Genomic DNA, 19128 nt, shown 5'->3' with positions numbered 1-19128 from the left:
GCAAAGATTGATTTCTTCTAAAGGTCGAATGCTATGCACCCCTGATTAGGGGCGATTTTGGGGGATATAAATGGCCCGATCCTTTGATCTGGGAAGGTTCCTGCGCCGCGATGAGACCAAAGGAATGGTTCTGATCGCGCCCCCATTCATTTACGCGGTTTTGCTGCTGGCGGCCCCTTTGGCCGCGATTGTTTTGTTTTCCTTCTGGACGCAGGATTTCATGACGATTGATCGCAGCTTTACTTTGTCGAATTACCGCGAGGCCTTCACAGACCCGCTTTATATGGAATTGCTGTCGCGCTCTTTGCGCATATCGTTATCGGTGACCGCCATCACGGTCGTATTGGCCTTTCCCGTGGCCTATTTCGTATCTTTCTATGTGGCCCCAGAACGCAAATCCTTGTGGCTGTTTTTGATCACAATCCCGTTTTGGACAAGCTACCTGATCCGCGTGTTTTTGTGGCGGGTGATCTTGGCCTATGATGGGCCTGTAAACGGCACATTGGTGGGCCTTGGTGTGATAGACGAGCCTTTGGCCTGGATCCTCTATTCGGCCAATTCCGTGGTAATCACCTTGGCGCATGCTTATGCCCCGTTTGCGATTTTGCCGATTTTCGTCAGCCTTGAGAAAATAGATCGATCCTTGCATGAGGCGGGGCGCGATTTGGGAGAAAATCGTGTAATGGTGTTTTTGCGTGTCACATTGCCCCTCGCGATGCCAGGTGTTTTGGCGGCGGTTTTGATCGTGTTTATTCCGACAATCGGCGATTACGTCACCCCGCGTCTTGTGGGCGGGTCGGATGGCACGATGATTGCGAATATGATCCAAACCCAATTCATGCGCCTCAATAACGCGCCGATGGGGGCGACCTTATCGGTTTTGGCGATGCTGATGGTGGGGTTTGTCTCGCTTGTGATGATCCTTGGCACATTGCGGTGGACACGCGGGGGCAAGTCGAAATGAAGGGGCAAAGCCTCAAGATCTATGTGATCCTTTATTTGGTGTTTTTATACGCACCGATTGTACTTTTGCCATTATTTGCCTTCAATTCGGGCACGGTCATCGCGTTCCCGTTGCAGGGCTTTACCTTTGGCTGGTTCATAGAGGTTTTCACCACCCAAGCCTTGGTTGAGGCCACGCGCAATTCCGTCTTTATCGCGGTCTCGGTTGCGGTCTTGTCGACCTGTTTTGGCCTGTTTGCGGCACGCGCGGCCACGCGGTATAATTTTCCTGCCAAAGGGGGAATTGTGGGCTTTGTCATGCTGCCCTTGGTTCTGCCCGAAATCATCGTGGCGGTGTCCCTATTGGTGGTGTTGATCCAAGCGGGGCTGTCCACGGGGATTTGGTCGGTGATTGTGGGCCATGTTTTGATCTGCACCCCGTTTTCAATTGCGATCCTGCAAGGCAGCTTTGCCAATATGGACAAAAGCCTAGAAGAGGCGGCTGTGGATTTGGGCGAAACACCGCTCAGCACCTTTCGCCTTGTCACCTTGCCGCTTGTCGCACCTGGCATCATTGCGTCCCTTTTGATCTGCTTCACGATCAGTCTGGACGAATTTATTATCGCCTTCTTCCTGTCTGGGAATGAGCCAACCTTGCCCGTGTATATCTGGGGTTTGCTGCGCTTTCCTGCGCGGGTTCCTGTGATCATGGCGCTTGGCACATTGCTGGTGGCGTTGTCGATTATTCTGTTGATTACTGCCGAATATTTCCGCCGCCGTGGCCTGCGCCGTGCAGGCAAGCGCGATGTTGGAGGGTTTTTATGACCAAGCAAGAGCCAATCATCCGTCTAGAGAATGTCCACAAATATTACGGCGATTATCATGCGCTGCGGGGCATCACGGCCGAAATCGGGCAGGGTGAGTTCTTCTCACTGTTGGGGCCATCAGGCTGTGGGAAGACCACGCTTTTGCGCGCGATTGCGGGCTTTGAGGATATCTCCTCAGGCGCGATCATGCTTGGCGGCAAGAATATGGAGGGGGTGGCGCCAAACCATCGCCCGACCAATATGGTGTTTCAATCCTATGCGATTTTCCCGCATTTGAATGTCGAGCAAAACGTGGCCTTTGGTTTGCGAAAATCGGTGATGTCTGCAGCGGATAAGACACGCGCCGTAGGGCAGGCCTTGGAAATGGTGGGCCTTGGGGGCTATGGCGCGCGCGCGGCACATGCGCTTTCGGGCGGGCAAAGGCAGCGTGTCGCATTGGCCCGTGCCTTGATCCTAAAGCCGAAGGTTTTGCTTCTTGATGAGCCACTTTCGGCCTTGGACAAAAAAATGCGCGAGGTGATGCAGGTTGAATTGATCAAACTGCAACGCGAAGTGGGGATTACCTTTATCCTTGTGACCCATGACCAAGAAGAGGCTTTGGTAATGTCTGATCGCATCGCGGTGATGTTCGAGGGCGAGATCGCGCAATTGGATGACCCCGAGCGGCTTTATCGCCGCCCTGTCAGCCGTAGGGTAGGGGAATTCATCGGGATGATGAATTTCCTTGAGGGCAGTTTGGCACATTCAGGCGGTTATTCTGTAGATATCGCGGGGCTTGGCCGCGCGGAGATCGCCCCCGAGCAAGTGGTTGGATCAGGCGCTGCGGGGGCCGTTTCCATTGGGTTGCGCCCTGAAACCCTGTCGATCCTCTTTGACGATGATCCCAAATCCGCGCGCACCGCCGAAGGTGTGGTGGATGAGGTCGTCTATTATGGCGATATGACCTATTATGATTTGCGCCTTGATGGGGCTGCGCGCCCTGTGCGGATTTCTATGCGCAATGTGGTGGGCCGCCCTGTTCTTGAAGTCGGCGCGCGCGCCCGCGTCAGTTGGGATCCCCGCGCGTTTACTGTTTTCACTTAACCCTGCTTTTCTACAAAAAACATATAGGTGCCATTTTCTTGGTGAGATGAGATGAGGGCGTGGCCCGCCTCGGCACAAAAATGCGGCACATCAATCTGGGCCATCGCATCGGTGGCACAGAGCTTGATTACCGCGCCGATCTGCGCCGACCGTATCGCCTTTTGCAGGCGCAAAACAGGCAGCGGGCAGCGTAAATCGCGCGCATCAATTTCAATTTCATGTAGGATATGGTCTTGCATGGGGTGTGGCTTAGCGCGCGGGCCTGCCTGCCGTCCACAAGAATGTGATCTCCTGCGCAGAGTGGCCATAGGTGACGCAGCGGCAAAAATGCCCTAAAGCCAAACTTATGTTCGGAATCGATCTATATGACGCATCGCTTTTGCCCGCGATCCTAGTGGCGTTAACCGCAGGGGTGCTGAGTTTTCTTAGCCCTTGTGTATTGCCAATTGTTCCACCTTATCTGGCCTATATGGGCGGGATCAGCCTAGACGAGGCTAAGGGGCGGGGACGCAATCGTGCGGTTCTTGCGGCCTTGTTTTTTGTTCTGGGCCTTTCGACCGTGTTTCTATTCTTGGGTTTTACCGCCTCAATTTTCGGCCAGTTTTTTCTGCAAAACCAAATTCTTTTGTCCCGTATCTCGGGCGCGGTGATCATCGTTTTTGGCCTCCATTTTTTAGGGGTTTTCCGTATCCCGATGTTGGATCGCGAAGCACGGCTTGATGCGGGTGATCGGGGCGGATCTGCGCTTGGGGCCTATGTTTTGGGCTTGGCTTTTGCCTTTGGCTGGACGCCGTGCATCGGCCCGCAGCTTGGGGTGATCCTGACCTTAGCCGCGAATGAGGCCAGTCTCGCACGCGGCACAATTTTACTTGGGGTATATGCCGCGGGATTGGGGATACCGTTCTTGCTAAGCGCGCTGTTTCTTGAGCGTGCGATGGGGGTCATGGCGCGGCTCAAGCGCCATATGAAGCTGATCGAGCGGCTGATGGGGGCGCTTTTGAGTGTCGTGGGGCTTGCCCTTTTGACAGGTGCGTTTTCCGCCTTTTCTTTCTGGCTTTTAGAGAATTTCCCAGCCCTTGGTGCGCTTGGTTAAAGATTCCTTTTTCATATAGCAATTTCCACTCTTTCGGCGATAGTCTGGCCGCATGGATCGGGTGGGTCATATCATGCGCCATAGGGCGGTGTTCTTTGTGCCAGGGTTTGACCCTGCGCCGCCACGCGCCTTGCGCGAACGGTATCGCCGCGAGGCCGCGAAACAGGCCCATCTCACCCTGCGCGCCGCCAATGGGATTTGGCTAAACATCACGCAGCGCTAACGGTAGCGATAACATCGCCCATGCCCCTATGCAGCCTTGTTTTATTGGCGTATGCAGCCACAAAAAAAGGCGCAGCTAGAAAAAGGTGATTTTACGATGTTTGATATGTTCCGAGACATGCGCACGCGCATCATGACGGATGCAGGTTTTATCGCCGCTTTGGATCAATCGGGCGGCTCCACCCCGAAGGCGCTGGCGCTTTATGGCATCACGGAAGATGCTTATAGCAGCGAGGCGGAAATGTTTGCGCTGATGCATCAGATGCGCGCTCGGATCATTATGGCGCGCGATTTCACCGCCGAGAAAATTCTAGGCGCTATCCTGTTCGAGCGCACCATGCGCGACACGATCAACGGCACGCCTGTGGCAGAACTTCTGTGGCGCGATAAGGGCGTTGTGCCGTTTTTGAAAATCGACAAAGGCTTGGAAGAGACGCGCGATGATGTGCAGCTTCTTAAACCGATTTCGGGCTTAACGGCGCTTTTGTCAGATGCGCGCGCCTTTGGCGTCTTTGGCACCAAGGAACGCTCGGTCATCCATGCCGCCAATGCTGGTGGCATCGAGGCGGTCGTGGCGCAGCAATTCGATCTTGCGGCAGAGGTCTGCGCAGCAGGGTTGGTGCCGATTATTGAGCCAGAAGTGAATATTCACGCGGATACCAAATCCGAGGCGGAAACCCTATTACGCGATGCCATTGCCCGCTATTTGGATCAACTGGCCGTTGGCCATGAGGTGATGCTCAAGCTGACCATTCCAAATGAAGCAGGGCTTTATGATGGTTTGGCCGATCACCCCTGTGTCTTGCGGGTGGTGGCCCTGTCGGGGGGCTATAGCACAGATGACGCTTGTGCGCGCCTGTCGCAAAACCCAAAAATGATAGCAAGCTTTAGCCGTGCCCTGACCGAAGGCTTAAATGTGGCGCAATCTGATGCCGAATTTAACGCGGCACTTGGGGCGAATATTGATAAGATTTACCGCGCGTCTCTTTGAGCGCGCAATTCTTTTAGGACAAATAACCTAATCGCCGTGGCAAGGCCCGAGGATAATCCACGGGCCTCGTCTATTTCTGCGGCTAGGGCATTCACTGACTGCCCGCGCGCAGCGGCAATAGCGCAGAATTCCTCCCAAAATGGATCCTCCAATGAGACGGAGCTGCGATGCCCGCGCAAGGTGAGGGAATGCTTTTTGGGGCGGTCAGTCATTCTGCATCATATTCTGAATCGGGGGTCAGTTTATGCTGATCCAACACTTCGCGAAGACGCGCCTCGCGCGTGGCGGCGAGTAATTTCTCAGCCTTTGATTGACCAAATTTTACAGCATTTTTAGATGCCTGTTCACGATTCTTCATGCGTTGTTTTTCCTTGCGCGCGCGGCGTAGATTGATGATCTGGCTCATACTTGTCACTCTTTGCAAGGTGGCTATCTGGCGGTTTCATCAGTGATTTGGCAAGAAAAATGGGGTGCCTGCAAGAGGCACCCCATCATCCGTGATGAAAATGCAGCAGTGATTAGCCTTTTGGGCCAATCATATCTTCGGGCCGCACCACGCGGTCAAAGGTTTCGCCATCGACAAAGCCCAGATTGATGGCCTCTTCGCGCAAGGTGGTGCCATTTTTATGCGCAGTTTTCGCAACTTTGGTGGCATTGTCATAACCGATCGTGGGCGCAAGAGCGGTGACCAACATCAGGCTTTCGCGCATTAGTTTTTCGATCCGTTCGACATTGGCCTGTGTGTCTTTCAGCATACGCTCGGTAAAGCTATCTGAAGCATCCCCCAACAGCTGCATGGATTGTAGCAGGTTATAGGCCATCATCGGGTTATAGACGTTCAATTCAAAATGGCCTTGGCTGCCCGCAAAGGAAATCGCGGCATCATTGCCCAAGATATGGGCGCAGACCTGTGTCATCGCCTCGGCCTGTGTTGGGTTCACTTTGCCGGGCATGATTGAGCTGCCTGGTTCATTTTCGGGCAGGATCAATTCCCCAAGGCCCGATCGCGGGCCAGAGCCCAAGAAGCGCATATCATTGGCGATCTTATAGGCGGCCATCGCCGTTGTTTTAATCGCGCCCGACATAAAGACCATCGCATCATGCGCGGCCAAGGCTTCGAATTTATTGGGCGCGGTGATGAAGGGCAGGCCCGTGATCCGCGCCATGTTGGCCGCAACGGTGGTGTCCCAGCCTTTATCTGTGTTCAGGCCAGTGCCAACCGCTGTGCCGCCCTGCGCCAATTCGTAAATGCCCGGCAGGGCCATTTCGATACGGGCAATTCCATTGCGCATTTGCTGCGCATAGCCCGAGAATTCTTGCCCCAAGGTCAGCGGGGTCGCATCTTGGGTATGGGTGCGGCCAATCTTGATAATGCCTCTGAACTCCTTGGCCTTCGCCTCAAGGGCGGTGGCCAGTTTGTCGAGGCCAGGCAGCAACACATCGCGCGCGGTCATTGCGGCGGCGATATGCATGGCGGTGGGGAAAGTGTCGTTAGACGATTGCCCCATATTGCAATGGTCATTGGGGTGAACGGGGGTTTTCGAGCCGATCACACCGCCCAAAATTTCAATCGCGCGGTTCGAGATTACCTCATTCGCGTTCATGTTGGATTGCGTGCCAGAGCCTGTTTGCCACACCACAAGGGGGAAATGATCATCAAGCTTGCCATCGATCACCTCTTGCGCAGCGGTGATCATGGCATCGGCCAAGTTCGCGGGCAGTTTGCCGCTTGCCTTATTCGCCTCGGCACAGGCGCGTTTGATCACCCCAAGGGCGCGCACGATGGCAACGGGCTGTTTCTCCCACCCAATGGGGAAGTTAATTAAGCTGCGCTGTGTCTGCGCGCCCCAATAGCGGTCGGCAGGAACCTCCAACGGGCCAAAACTATCGGATTCGGTGCGGGTTTGGGTCATCAAAGATCCTCCAGTATGCTGTTGCATACCAAATAGGGCCTGCGCTGCTTAATCGCAACGGGGAATTTAGTGCATCGGCCGCGTAAAGCGATAGACGCGGGCAGGGGGCAGGTTGCGCCAAATCTTATCGCTGCGTGTCCATGACAGGGCCATCTCTTTGCGCAGATCGGCATTCACCGAAGGGTTTGGCCCATAGGTGAATTGCACAAAGCTGCCCTCGCGCGCGAGGCTGTTGAAACTGCCTTTGATAATATCGCGCTGCACCCCAATGGGCATCGACAGGAGCGGCAGGCCCGAGATCACGGCCTGCACATTGTTTAACCCTAATCTGTCGAGATCACAGGCGCTCATGTGATGGACATTCACCCCTGCAAAACTCTCGCGCAGATGGGTGCAAAAGTTGGGGTTCATCTCAACCGAATGCAGCATCTGCGGGGCAATGCCACGGCCCAAAATGGCGCGGGTGATATTGCCCGTGCCTGGGCCCAATTCGATCACGGGGCCTTTATTGGGATCAAGACCTGCAACCATCTCTTGGCACAGCGCCGCCGATGAGGGGGCCAATGCCACAACCTGATGGGGTTTTGACACAATCTGAGAGAGGAATAGGCGCAGATCCTTGTTCATACCGCATCCGATGCAGGGTTATTGTAATTTATTTATGTCGAATATGCGGAATTCCCACAAATTTCAGGTATTTTTTCTGAACCTATCCAAAGATACCACTTCGCCCTGCGCTTTGGCCCCTTTCGGGGCGAGGTCGGGGTCTGTGACGGGGTCATCCTCGGCGGGGGTGTCTGGATCAGGGGTGTCATCTTCGGCTTCCACCGATTCAAACCGCAGACCAAATTCAACCGAAGGATCAACAAAGGTGACAATCGCGTCAAAAGGCACGCGCAGCGCCTCGGGGTTGTCGCCAAAATTCAGAACGATGGAAAACCCGTCCTCATCCACCTCAAGCGCGTCATACCAATGTTGGATCACAATGGTCATTTCCGCGTCATAGCGCTCGCGCAGCCAATCGGCCATTTCCACATCAGGATGGCCCGTGGAGAAGGTGATAAAGAAATGATGGTTCCCAGGCAGGCCGTTATCCGCAACATCCTCTAGTACAGTCTGGATCAGCTTGCGCATCGCGTGATGCATCAAGCGACCATAGGGGATAGAGGCGTTGGAACTCGAACTCATCATCATTGCCTTTGCTGCATCTGCAGACCCAAGCATAGAAGATTCGGAACGGAAAGAAAGCGCGGTTTTGGCCCACGCCTCAGCTGTTTGCGAGGATCAACCACGCGGCCAATCCCGCCTCGCAGCCAAAAAAGGTCAGGCTTTGACGCGACCACGCCTTGTCGCGCAGGATCGAGGTGATCCGACCAAGCGCCGCCCCCGCATAGGCCAATCCCACCACAACCCATGCCAGCGGGTCATTGATGAAGATCGCGCCCAGACCAAGGCCCACAAACAAACAGCCCGAGGCGGCAGAGACTTCGGTATAGGCCATATTGGTGGGGCCTGCGCGCATATCAAGCACATCCATCGTCCAACGCGTGGCCAACCACCCAAGCGCGCCAAGGGCGATGGTGATCGCGCCCGCCGCGAAATTTAGAATATCAACGATGCCCATCTGACCCTTCCAAGCCTTGTCTTTCGTCTTATTCGGCCGGAACAGGGGATTGGATCACTTTTCCTTGCATCTGCAAGAAAATCTTTTTCGCGATTTAGGTGGCAATCGGGGGAAGTGCAGGCTTCTGTTGCCAGGTGCCTGCGGACCCCGCCTTACGCGGCTAGGCGCAAGGGCTTAGTTTCGGCGACCCGAACTGCTTACGCAGCCAGAGCCATTGCCGGAGCACGGTTGTCATTTGCAACTGTACGATTTGAACCGATAACGGTGGTATCTCACCGAGACAAAGCTAACCCCTTTAGACGTTCGTCGATCCTATTTCGGCCCCATGATCCGCAAATGACGGGGTATGGTGGAGCCGCCGGGTACCGCCCCCGGGTCCGATCCGCTTATTACGAGCGCGTTTATGTCCATAGCCCCGCGAAGGGGACAGGGGGAATATAGGCGCTGTGGGGGCGGATGGGAAGGGGGGGCAGCCTTCTAATGGTTGGTTCGATTAGCGTCCGTCCCACGCCCCCCCAAACGCAAAACGAGCGCCCTTTCGGGCGCTCGTCTCGTTTCCACCTTCTGACCTAAATCAGAAGCCTGCTTTGATCCGCACAAAGGCCTCGGCCTGTGCCTCGCGGCGGTCGTTGCTGATGGGCAGCTGTGCCAGAACGGGCACGGTCACTTCGCCCAAGCCATTGGCCTCGAGCGTTTCTGCGCCAAGGGCGGCAAGGGCCGCGCTATTGGCGGTGCCAAAGCCGCCATCAAGCAGGGGCTGTGCTGACACCTCGGACTGCATCGCGTTGACGAAGTCATAGGCCTTGTCCTCTGACCCTGGTGCATCGGCCATATTCACATAGCCGCAGAGCCAGACAGATGTGCCCTCGACCGTGTTGCGCGCGAAGCCAACGGGGAAGCCCTCATCGGCCAATGCCACGGGCACCTCGTTCCAAGCCCAAGCCACCAGAACCTCGCCCGATGCCATCAACTGGCCCAATTCGGCGGGGTCGGTCCAATAGGTGCGCAGGTTTTCGTGAATCGAACGCAGCCATTCGGTGGCCGCCTCAAACTCGGCATCGGTGGCTTTGGTCCAATCGGTCACGCCCGTGGCGAGATAGGCCAACGCATAGGCGTCATCGACATTGTCAGGGATCGACAAGCGGCCCGCGAAGGCGGGATCAGTAAAGACCTGCACGGAGGCCACCTGTTCAGCGGTCACCTCTTCGGTGTTATAGGTGATCGCAGTTGTGCCGTAATCGGTGGGCAGGAAGAACAATTCAGACGTGCCCGCAAGCACATTTTGGCCCACAAGGCTTGCGTCCAGATCATTGAAGGCCGCGATGCGGTTCTGATCCCATGGTTCAATGATGCCCGACTCTTGCCAACGCGGCACGGAGCCTGCGCAGATATGGGTCACATCGGATTTGAACCCAGAGACCAGACGCTGAAACGCTTCATCTTCATCCCCGAAGAACACAAAGCTGGGGCTTGCGCCATGTTGGTCGATATAGGGTTGGTGGTAGCCGGGTTCTTCAAAGCCCGAATAATCGAACACGGTCAATTCGCTATCTTGGGCGAGGGCCAAACCAGACATCGCCATCAGTGCAAAAGTGCTAAAGAGCATTTTCTTGGTCATAAGCAGCAATCCCGATCCTGTGAGTTAAGGGAAAAATCGCAACGGACGCTAGGGCGAAGCCAACCATCACGCAAGAGGATTCGCGAAATTCGCGCTTTGGGATCGGGCAAGCGCCAAAGCATTAAGCAGTTTGTGACCCGAGATTTTACCCCCCATACCTTGACCCGCCAGATGCTGCACTAGCTTGCACCCAAAAGATTGGGTTGGGCCTTGTGACACCGCCCCAAAACAGGAAATGCCAAGGCCAATCGCGCCAGCGGCCGAAGATAATAAAGAGGGGCCATGACAGACGCGCCTGTCCTATATTGGATCCGCCGTGATTTTCGCCTCAGCGATAATCCAGCGCTTGTGGCCGCCGCCGCCATGGGGCCTGTGATCCCCGTTGTGGTTTTGGATGACAGCGTTGATCAGATGGGCGCGGCCTCCCGTTGGCGCTATGAAATAGGGCTGCGCGCCTTGGCCCACGCCTATCGCGCCCACGGTCTTGATCTGGTGATCCGCAAAGGGGCGGCTGATGCGGTCTTGGCGGATCTTGTGGCCACGACTGGGGCCAAGGCGGTGCATTGGAACAGGCTCTATGACCCCCATGCCCGCGCGCGCGACAGCGCCATCAAGATCGCGTTGCGTGATCAAGGCATCGCTGCGCAGAGCCATAATGGCCATCTCCTGTTCGAGCCATGGGAAGTGCAAACAGGGCAGGGCGGGTTTTACCGCGTCTATACCCCCTATTGGCGCGCGGTGATGGGGCGTGATGTGGCGCGCCCCTTGCCTGTGCCAGCCTTGCGCGGGGTCGATCATGCGCTTGACAGCCTATCGGCCGAGGATCTGAACCTTGCGCCGCAAATGCGCGGTGGCGCCGAGGTTTTGGCGCGCTATGCACAAATCGGGGCAGAGGCCGCCCAAACCCGTCTGGCGCAATTTCTCGATCACAAGGTGGGCGCTTATAAGGACAAGCGTGATTTTCTCGATCAAGACGCCTGTTCTAACCTGTCCGAGCATCTCTCGCTTGGAGAAATCAGCCCGCGCGAGATTTGGCATATGGGGTGGGAGGCACATCGCCATGGTGCGGCGGGGGCCGAGCATTTTGTGAAGGAATTGGTTTGGCGCGAATTCGCCTATCATCTTCTGTATCACTCGCCCCAGATTGCGACTGAGAATTGGCGCCCTGACTGGGACAGTTTCCCATGGGCCACCGACCCGCATGCCCCGCAGGTTCTGGCGTGGAAACAGGGGCGGACGGGCATTCAAGTGATCGATGCTGCGATGCGCGAGCTGTATGTGACGGGGCGCATGCACAATCGCGCGCGGATGTTGGTGGGGTCCTATCTAACCAAACATATGATGTGCCATTGGAAAATTGGCCTTGATTGGTTCGCCGATTGCCTGATTGATTGGGATCCCGCCGCCAATGCGATGGGGTGGCAATGGGTTGCGGGCTCTGGCCCTGATGCGGCCCCTTATTTCCGCATCTTCAACCCAGAAACCCAAGGCGAAAAATTCGACAAGCACGGGCGGTATCGGGCGCGCTGGATTGCCGAACTGTCAAACCCTGCACCGCAAACCGCGCTTGATTTCTTTGAAGCCGCACCGCGGTCGTGGAATTTGCAGCCTAAAATGGGCTATCCCACCCGACCCACTGTGGATCTGGCCGAGGGGCGCGCGCGGGCGCTTGCTGCATATAGCGCGCGAAATTCTTAACACATGCAACGATGAGATGAATTCGCTTGAGCCTGCACAGGTTTGAGGCGAAACTGGCTGACAATGTCAGGGGGAATGATGACAATAAAAACAACCACCAAAGGTGAACCAAACCTACCGCGCTATTTTGAGGCGGTTTTTGCCAAATCTGTGGACATGAAAAACGGTCGTTTGGATATGGTTCTGCCCGATGGTCGCATCTTCCGTGCCGAAGGGGCTGGGCAGGGGCCTGTTGCTGAAATTCACATTCACAATGTGGATGTGTTTGCGCGCCTGATCCGCGAAGGGGATCTTGGGTTTTGCGAGGCCTATTTGGATGGGTGGTGGTCAACCCCTGACCTGCAAGCCTTTCTAGATCTGGTTCACGCGGGCAATGACGATATCTATGATGGTTTTTTGGGTCTCAAAATCGCCCGCGCCTACGAGCGCTTTCGGTTTTGGCTGCAAAGCAATTCCAAATCTCAGGCGCGCAAAAATATCTCTTATCACTATGATCTGGGCAATGATTTCTACAAATTGTGGCTTGATGACACGATGACCTATTCCTCGGCCTTGTTCCAAACAGGCCAAGAAAGCCTTGAGGCCGCGCAGATCGCCAAATACGCCTCGATGGTGGATCAGATGGGCGCACACCCTGGGGATCATGTTTTGGAAATCGGCTGTGGATGGGGTGGGTTTGCCGAATATGCCGCGCGCGAACGCGGACTTAAGGTTACGGGCCTAACCATATCGCGCGAGCAGCATGATTACGCGGTTGATCGGATTGCCCGCGCGGGCCTGTCTAATCAGGTTGAGATCAAGATGCAAGATTACCGCGATGAAACGGGTGTTTATGATGGGATCGTCTCTATTGAAATGTTCGAGGCGGTTGGCGAGAAATATTGGCCCGTCTATTTCAAAGCGCTGCGAGATCGCCTAAAACCTGGCAAACAGGCGACTTTGCAAATTATTACCGTTCAGCATCGCCGTTGGCAGATTTACCGCAATACGGTCGATTTCATTCAGAAATATATCTTTCCCGGTGGTATGCTGCCATCGCCCGTTGTTTTGCGCGAAGAAGTGCAAAAAGCAGGGCTTGAGGTGGCCGGTTCAATTGAATTTGGCGAAAGCTATAGCCAGACCTTGCGGCGTTGGTGTGACACTTTCAACGATCGTTGGGATGAGGTGGCCGCCCTTGGGTTTGATGATCGCTTCCGCAGGATGTGGAATTTTTATCTAACCTCTTGTGCCGCAACCTTTCATTTCCGCAATTGCGATGTGACCCAAATCACGGTGCGCAAGCCAAGCTGAGGGATAGTATGACTGATCTCGCGCTTTACGGCACGCTGCGTGATCCTGATATCCTCAAGATTGTCTTGGGGCGGGCAGGGGGCGAGATGCCATCTGCCCGTCTCTCTGGCTATCGTGTGGCGATGGTTGCAGGACAGCATTATCCCATGATCTGGCCCGAGGGCGGAGCGGACTGCGAGATAGAAATTTTGCAAGGGTTGGATGCGGGCGATCTCGCACGGATTGATTTTTATGAGGATGTGTTCGGATATTCCCGCAAAACCATTTCCCATGAGGCGCGACCGCTGCAGATTTATCTGCCACCTGAAGGTGGGTCTTGGCCGAAAGGTGGGGTCTTTGATCCTGCAACTTGGGCTGTGGCACATGGCGCACTCACCCGTTTGGCCGCGCAAGATATCATGTCGTCATATGGCATTGAAACGGCCAAGGTCGTTGCCGCCCGCCTGCCGATTATTCGCGCAAGGGCGCAGGCCCATCTGCGTGCGGGCGATCATCCGCCCGTGGGCAAGATCCCCAAGAGAAACATGAGCATCGCTCATCAAAACATTGTTTATAATGGATTTTTTAATTTAATCGACATTGCAGCATCCTATCAACGATTTGATGGCAGCCTGTCTGATCCTGCGGGGCGTTTGATCCTTGATCTTGGCGAAGCTGTCACTGTGCTGCCTTATGATCCCAAGCGGGACTTGGTGCTTTTGATTGAACAATTCCGCCCTGCCGCGGTGGTTCAAGGTGATCCAAACCCATGGCTGCATGAGACTGTGGCGGGCATATGTGACGAGGGCGAAACCTATGAGCAGACTGCGCAGCGCGAAGCCCGCGAGGAAGCAGGGGTTGCGCTGCACGCGCTGCATCTCATCGGGCGGTATTACCCAAGCCAAGGGGCGGTTGCGCAAATCCTGATTTCTTACATCGGGCTTGCTGATTTGGCGCAGGATTATGACAGCACCCATGGCCTGTTGGCCGAAGGAGAGGATATTCGCGCCTTAACCTTACCCTTTGATGAAGCCTTTCGCCTTGTGCGGGAGGCGCGCCTGAGCAACGCGCCGCTTTTGCTATCCTTAATGGCGCTTGATCGCATGCGTGCCGAGCGGGGCTGGCCCTCACAATAGCGCCAACGCCCCTTGAGTTATCGCCCCATCCCACCTATCCCTTGAGAAAGCAAAGAATTCTGCCAAAAAGGGCGCGCTATGACCATTTATTCCGATCTTTCTGCAGCGATTGGCAAGACGCCCCTGATCCGTCTGAACAAGGTCAGCGATGAGACTGGGTGCGAGATTTTGGGCAAAGCGGAATTCATGAATCCCGGCCAGTCGGTCAAGGATCGCGCAGCGCTTTACATCATCCGCGATGCCATTGCGCGCGGTGATCTCAAGCCCGGCGGCACGATTGTTGAGGGCACGGCGGGCAATACGGGCATTGGTCTTGCGCTTGTCGGGGCCTCGCTGGGGTTTCGCACTGTGATCGTGATCCCCGAAACGCAAAGCCAAGAAAAGAAAGACATGCTGCGTTTGGCAGGCGCCGAATTGGTGCAAGTGCCTGCGGCACCCTATAAAAATCCGAATAATTATGTGCGCTATTCGGGGCGTTTGGCGGCTGAACTTGCAAAATCCGAACCTAATGGGGCGATTTGGGCCAATCAGTTTGACAATACCGCCAATCGTCAGGCGCACATTGAGACAACAGGCCCCGAGATTTGGGAACAGACCGCGGGAAAGGTGGATGGGTTCATCTGCGCGGTCGGTTCCGGCGGCACATTGGCGGGGGTTGGTGCCGCGCTGCAACCCAAAGGCGTGCGCATCGGTTTGGCTGATCCTGAAGGGGCCGCGCTTTATAGCTTTTACACCAATGGAACCTTTGACGCGCCAGGAACCTCGATCGCCGAAGGGATCGGGCAGGGGCGCATTACTGCGAATTTAGATGGGTTCACGCCGGATTGCGCCTATCGCATCTCGGATCAAGAGGCGCTGCCGATCGTGTTTGATTTGCTCAGCACGGAGGGCTTGTGCCTTGGTGGCTCATCAGGGGTGAATATCGCAGGCGCGGTTAACATGGCGCGCGAGATGGGGCGGGGTCATACCATCGTGACCATTTTGTGCGACTATGGCACCCGCTATCAATCAAAGCTGTACAACCCTGAATTCCTGCGTGAAAAGGGCTTGCCCGTGCCCGCGTGGCTTGACTGCGGCGCGGCGGATTTGCCCGTGGTATTTGAGTAATGATGACATTCGCACGACCAAGTTTGACCCTGACGCGGCTTTTGATCGCTTTTGCGGTCTTGTGGCTTAGCCTCACAGCCGAGGTTTTGGCGCAAGACCCGCCCGATTACACCGCGTGGTCACAACTGAGCGCGCGCGCGCAGGTGATGATTGACGGGGATCGCGCGTCAACCTCGATGCTTGAGGCGGTGCGCGCTGAGATCGTCACGTGGCGCACGGTGTTTTTGGACGCGCAAGATATCAATGCCAGTCGCATCGCAACATTGCGCGAACAGATCACGGCCCTTGGCCCTGTCCCCGCAGAAGGGGAGGTCGAGCCTGCGGCGATTGCCGCACAACGCGCGGATTTGACCCAACGCCTGACTGATGCAGAGGCACCCGCGCGGCGCGCGGAGGCGGCCTATCGCGAGGCGCAAGGCCTCATCGGGGAAATTGATGCGCAAATCGCCGCCCGTCAGGCAGGCGCATTGTTGCAGCTTGAACCCGCCCCGATTAACCCCGCCAATTGGCCCAGTGCGGTTGCAACACTGCTTGGCTTTGCTTTTGCCGTAGGGCAGGAGGTCGTAACCTACTCACTGGCGCCTGCGCAGATATCCGCCCTTGGGGCGAACCTGCCGCTTGTGGCGATTTTTGTGATTGTGGGGCTTGTTCTTTTGACCCGTGGCAGGTGCTTTGTGGGGCGGTGGATGGAAACGCACCACAGCCCAAGCCCAACCCCCACAGCGCGGCTTGCCCTGTTTGGTCTGTCACTTTTGCATAATGCCATGCCCGTCATTGGGGTTTGGGCCTTGGCCTATGCGGTGCAGATCTCGGGCATGGTCGGGTTTCGCGCGGCGGTGTTGGTGCAAATGGCCGCCCCGATGGCGCTCAGCTTTATGGCGGCGATTTGGCTTGGGCGGCAGGTTTTCCCCCTCGATGAGGCCAACCGCCCCCTTCTGCGCCTAGACGAGGCGACACGCGCAACAGGCCGCCGCTTGGCGCGGGTTTTGGGGGTGATTGTGGGGCTGTGGCTTTTGGTGGGGCAGGTCGCACAAACCGAAAATTTCACTTCCGCAGACCGATTGGTGATCAGTTTCCCAATCGTGGTCTTGGCGGGTGTGATGATGTGGCAATTGGGCCGTCTGTTGGCCGTTCATGTCAAAAATTCAGCCCAGTTGGACGGCGCGCGCCCCCTGATGCTGCGCATGACACGCGCGCTGTCTTTGGCGGTCATGGCGCTTGGTCTTTTGGGGCCGATTTTGGCAGGGGTCGGGTATTTCACCGCAGGATCGTCCTTCCTTTTGCCGATGTTGTTCAGCCTATCTTTGCTTGCGGTTCTCGGCATCTTGCAGCGGGTGGTGACTGATGCCTACGGGGCCTTAACCCGCCGCAGCGAGGGGTTGGACGAGGCCCTGACCCCGACCTTGATCGGGTTTATCTTGGTCTTGGCCTCCTTACCCGCCTTTGCCCTGATCTGGGGGGTGCGGCCCGCGCAATTATCTGACATTTGGGCGCAGATTGTCTCGGGGTTCACCATTGGCGGCGTGACGATTTCGCCTCGCAATTTCCTGATTTTCGCGATTGTCTTTGCGATTGGCTATACGGCAACCCGCGCGCTTCAAAGCACGCTGCGCTATAACCTTCTGCCAAAAACCCAAATCGACCAAGGCGGTCAGAGCGCGATTTTGGCGGGAACGGGCTATGTTGGCATTTTCTTGGCCGCACTTTTTGCCATCACCTCGGCAGGAATTGATCTGTCCTCCCTTGCGATTGTGGCTGGTGCGCTGTCGGTCGGTATCGGTTTTGGCCTGCAAACAATCGTGTCCAATTTCGTCTCAGGGATTATTTTGTTGATCGAGCGCCCGTTCAAAGAGGGTGATTGGATCGAGGTCAATGGCCAGATGGGGTATGTGCGTGAAATCTCTGTGCGCTCGACCCGCATTGAAACCTTTGATCGTTCCGATTTGATTGTGCCGAATGCCGATTTGATTGCGGGGGTGGTCACCAATATGACCCACTCCTCCGACACAGGCCGCCTGATTTTGCCCGTTGGGGTGGCCTATGACAGCGACCCGCAGCTTGTGATGAAAATCATGGCCGAGGTGGCCGAGGCGCATCCGATGGTGATCTTGAAACCAAAACCAACCATCTTGATGGTAAATTTTGGGGCAGATGCGTTGGAATTTGAAATTCGCGCGATCCTGCGAGATGTCAATTTCCTATTGTCGGTGAAATCCGAGATGAACCTTGAACTGCTGCGCAGGTTCCGCGAGGCAGGTATCGAAATCCCATTCGCACAGCGTGATTTGTGGCTGCGCAACCCCGAGGCGCTTGCCGCCCCTAAATCTTGAGTGCTGGTATGAGTGAGCTTTTATTCCTGGAAGATGCCTATCGCAAAACTGCGCCTGCGACAGTTAAGGGGCTGACGGATGCAGGTGGGATTATCTTGGATCAAACCATTTTCTATGCCCAAGGGGGCGGACAGCCGGGCGATAGCGGGTGGTTGGATTACGAGGGCGGGCGCATCTCCATCGCCACCACGATGAAGGGCGAGGGCGGGGATGTCGTTCTCTTGCCTGCCGAACCCGTGGCCCTGCCAAAATCTGGCGCGGCGGTTGAGCAGCGTCTTGATTGGGCGCGCCGCTTTAACCATATGCGCATGCACACCGCCTTGCATCTTTTGTCTGTTGTTCTGTCCTATGGGGTGACAGGCGGGGCGATTGGCGCAGAACGTGGGCGGCTTGATTTCGACATTCCCGATAGTTTGCCTGAGCGTATGATCCTGCAAGGTCAACTTAACGCATTGGTTGATCGCAACCTGCCCGTAACACAGCACTGGATCACCGAGGCGGAATTGGACGCAAAGCCTGAGATGGTCAAAACCCTCTCGGTCAAACCTCCGCGCGGCGCGGGCCGTATTCGTCTTGTGCAAATCGGTGAGGGGGCTGCGCAGATTGACCAGCAACCTTGCGGCGGCACCCATGTTGCGCGCACAGGCGAGATCGGCAAATTAGAGATCCTTAAAATCGAAAACAAAGGCCGCCAAAACCGCCGCGTCAGCATCGGGTTTGCCTAAACTCGTGCCACGGCGAAATTCTCTGCGGGGGATGTCAATTCACGGGTTGCACAAAGGGGGTGAAATCCTATAGGAGACCCCTCACGGACAGGTGGCCGAGTGGTCGAAGGCGCACGCCTGGAACGCGTGTAGGCGGGAAACCGTCTCCAGGGTTCGAATCCCTGTCTGTCCGCCACCCCACCCTTTGATGAGCTGCTTACATCGGATCAAACTGATCGGCGGCAAAGACCGTGTGAATGACATGGCCGTCAAACATCTCGAACAGCCGCTTTGATACTTCTTTGCTTTGCCATCTTGTGGGGGAATTCAGCGCCTCTTCGATGTCATCGCGGGTTTTGAATTTCATGGCCATCACAAGCGGGAAGGGGCTGTCGGGGTCATCGCTTTCCACTTCACGCATCACGCGCAACTCTTGTAGATTGGGAAAGGCTGACCAAAGCGGCACAAGATTTTCGCGCCAATGGCTATGGAAGTCTGCCTCCATGCCATCCTTGATTTTACCCTTGAAAAAGGCGCATCTTACAAACATCTGTCCCGCTCCATTCTATGT

General features: G+C 55.9%; 21 protein-coding genes, 1 tRNA gene and 1 other RNA gene. 13 read left to right on the top strand and 10 right to left on the bottom strand.

Translation table 11 applies throughout. The annotated features are described in order from the left end of the window. Window positions 1-70 precede the first annotated feature (70 nt). The 3 genes from AAC632_RS10050 to AAC632_RS10040 are packed head-to-tail and all read left to right on the top strand — an operon-like array spanning window position 71 to window position 2852. Window positions 71-964 carry an ABC transporter permease gene (locus tag AAC632_RS10050; protein WP_317654867.1) on the top strand — a complete coding sequence of 298 codons (894 nt, stop codon included), beginning with the start codon at window positions 71-73 and terminating at the stop codon, window positions 962-964. Beyond that, a complete protein-coding gene (locus AAC632_RS10045; RefSeq protein WP_340296441.1) occupies window positions 961-1767 on the top strand; it encodes an ABC transporter permease in 807 nt (268 codons plus the stop codon). The genes AAC632_RS10050 and AAC632_RS10045 overlap by 4 nt, the downstream gene beginning before the upstream one ends. After that, window positions 1764-2852 carry an ABC transporter ATP-binding protein gene (locus tag AAC632_RS10040; protein WP_340296442.1) on the top strand — a complete coding sequence of 363 codons (1089 nt, stop codon included), beginning with the start codon at window positions 1764-1766 and terminating at the stop codon, window positions 2850-2852. Before AAC632_RS10045 ends, AAC632_RS10040 begins: the two co-directional genes overlap by 4 nt. Here AAC632_RS10040 and AAC632_RS10035 read toward each other — a convergent pair. Next, complete coding sequence (locus AAC632_RS10035) at window positions 2849-3091, bottom strand: sulfurtransferase TusA family protein (RefSeq protein WP_340296443.1); 243 nt, start codon at window positions 3089-3091, stop codon at window positions 2849-2851. The genes AAC632_RS10040 and AAC632_RS10035 overlap by 4 nt on opposite strands. Before the next feature lie 107 nt (window positions 3092-3198). Between AAC632_RS10035 and AAC632_RS10030 the strand changes: the two genes are divergently transcribed. The 3 genes from AAC632_RS10030 to AAC632_RS10020 all read left to right on the top strand — a co-directional run bounded on the left by AAC632_RS10030 (window position 3199) and on the right by AAC632_RS10020 (window position 5158). After that, the gene (locus AAC632_RS10030) at window positions 3199-3945 is read left to right on the top strand and encodes a cytochrome c biogenesis CcdA family protein (RefSeq protein WP_340260520.1); all 747 of its coding nucleotides are present in this window, start codon (window positions 3199-3201) and stop codon (window positions 3943-3945) included. Window positions 3946-3997: 52 nt separating this feature from the next. Continuing rightward, window positions 3998-4168, top strand: coding sequence for a hypothetical protein (locus AAC632_RS10025; protein ID WP_340299913.1), 171 nt, complete (start codon window positions 3998-4000; stop codon window positions 4166-4168). Window positions 4169-4264: 96 nt separating this feature from the next. Continuing rightward, the gene (locus AAC632_RS10020; protein WP_340296447.1) at window positions 4265-5158 is read left to right on the top strand and encodes a fructose bisphosphate aldolase; all 894 of its coding nucleotides are present in this window, start codon (window positions 4265-4267) and stop codon (window positions 5156-5158) included. Here AAC632_RS10020 and AAC632_RS10015 read toward each other — a convergent pair. The 8 genes from AAC632_RS10015 to AAC632_RS09980 form a co-directional block, all read right to left on the bottom strand. Beyond that, window positions 5140-5370, bottom strand: coding sequence for a ribbon-helix-helix domain-containing protein (locus AAC632_RS10015; protein ID WP_340251000.1), 231 nt, complete (start codon window positions 5368-5370; stop codon window positions 5140-5142). The two genes, AAC632_RS10020 and AAC632_RS10015, sit on opposite strands and share 19 nt — an antisense overlap. Beyond that, complete coding sequence (locus AAC632_RS10010) at window positions 5367-5564, bottom strand: DUF4169 family protein (protein ID WP_340296449.1); 198 nt, start codon at window positions 5562-5564, stop codon at window positions 5367-5369. Before AAC632_RS10010 ends, AAC632_RS10015 begins: the two co-directional genes overlap by 4 nt. Before the next feature lie 112 nt (window positions 5565-5676). Further along, window positions 5677-7071: a class II fumarate hydratase gene (gene fumC, locus AAC632_RS10005; RefSeq protein ID WP_340296451.1), complete on the bottom strand. Its 1395-nt coding sequence runs from the start codon at window positions 7069-7071 to the stop codon at window positions 5677-5679. Window positions 7072-7137: 66 nt separating this feature from the next. Then, on the bottom strand, window positions 7138-7698 hold the full coding sequence (locus AAC632_RS10000) for a class I SAM-dependent methyltransferase (RefSeq protein ID WP_340296453.1): 561 nt from the start codon (window positions 7696-7698) through the stop codon (window positions 7138-7140). A gap of 63 nt (window positions 7699-7761) precedes the next feature. Beyond that, window positions 7762-8259 (bottom strand): SspB family protein, encoded by a 498-nt coding sequence (locus tag AAC632_RS09995; protein ID WP_340260528.1) that lies wholly within the window; start codon window positions 8257-8259, stop codon window positions 7762-7764. 79 nt (window positions 8260-8338) lie between these two features. Continuing rightward, complete coding sequence (locus AAC632_RS09990; RefSeq protein ID WP_340296455.1) at window positions 8339-8695, bottom strand: DUF4345 family protein; 357 nt, start codon at window positions 8693-8695, stop codon at window positions 8339-8341. Window positions 8696-8808: 113 nt separating this feature from the next. Beyond that, window positions 8809-9162: a transfer-messenger RNA gene (gene ssrA, locus AAC632_RS09985) on the bottom strand. Window positions 9163-9269: 107 nt separating this feature from the next. Next, window positions 9270-10313 carry an extracellular solute-binding protein gene (locus tag AAC632_RS09980; protein WP_340296457.1) on the bottom strand — a complete coding sequence of 348 codons (1044 nt, stop codon included), beginning with the start codon at window positions 10311-10313 and terminating at the stop codon, window positions 9270-9272. Window positions 10314-10595: 282 nt separating this feature from the next. Here AAC632_RS09980 and AAC632_RS09975 point away from each other — a divergent pair, with 282 nt between their 5' ends. From AAC632_RS09975 to AAC632_RS09945, 7 genes are all read left to right on the top strand, one after another. Then, complete coding sequence (locus AAC632_RS09975; RefSeq protein WP_340296459.1) at window positions 10596-12011, top strand: cryptochrome/photolyase family protein; 1416 nt, start codon at window positions 10596-10598, stop codon at window positions 12009-12011. Window positions 12012-12089: 78 nt separating this feature from the next. Next, window positions 12090-13301, top strand: a complete 1212-nt coding sequence (locus AAC632_RS09970; protein WP_340296461.1) for a cyclopropane-fatty-acyl-phospholipid synthase family protein — start codon at window positions 12090-12092, stop codon at window positions 13299-13301. An 8-nt stretch (window positions 13302-13309) separates the two neighbouring features. Beyond that, window positions 13310-14416: an NUDIX domain-containing protein gene (locus tag AAC632_RS09965; protein WP_340296463.1), complete on the top strand. Its 1107-nt coding sequence runs from the start codon at window positions 13310-13312 to the stop codon at window positions 14414-14416. 78 nt (window positions 14417-14494) lie between these two features. Next, a complete protein-coding gene (locus AAC632_RS09960) occupies window positions 14495-15523 on the top strand; it encodes a cysteine synthase A (protein WP_340296465.1) in 1029 nt (342 codons plus the stop codon). Between the two features lie 2 nt (window positions 15524-15525). Then, window positions 15526-17853 (top strand): mechanosensitive ion channel family protein, encoded by a 2328-nt coding sequence (locus tag AAC632_RS09955; protein WP_340296467.1) that lies wholly within the window; start codon window positions 15526-15528, stop codon window positions 17851-17853. 8 nt (window positions 17854-17861) lie between these two features. Then, entirely contained in the window at window positions 17862-18578 is a 717-nt protein-coding gene (locus AAC632_RS09950) for an alanyl-tRNA editing protein (protein WP_340296469.1), read from the top strand. An 85-nt stretch (window positions 18579-18663) separates the two neighbouring features. After that, window positions 18664-18753: transfer RNA gene (locus AAC632_RS09945), tRNA-Ser, on the top strand. Window positions 18754-18774: 21 nt separating this feature from the next. Here AAC632_RS09945 and AAC632_RS09940 read toward each other — a convergent pair. Continuing rightward, on the bottom strand, window positions 18775-19107 hold the full coding sequence (locus tag AAC632_RS09940; RefSeq protein ID WP_340296470.1) for an EthD family reductase: 333 nt from the start codon (window positions 19105-19107) through the stop codon (window positions 18775-18777). Between the last annotated feature and the right edge of the window lie 21 nt (window positions 19108-19128).

Source organism: Roseobacter sp. HKCC-CH-9351 (assembly GCF_037830295.1).
Lineage (GTDB): Bacteria > Pseudomonadota > Alphaproteobacteria > Rhodobacterales > Rhodobacteraceae > M30B80.
This window is presented reverse-complemented; position numbering and strand designations above follow the sequence as displayed.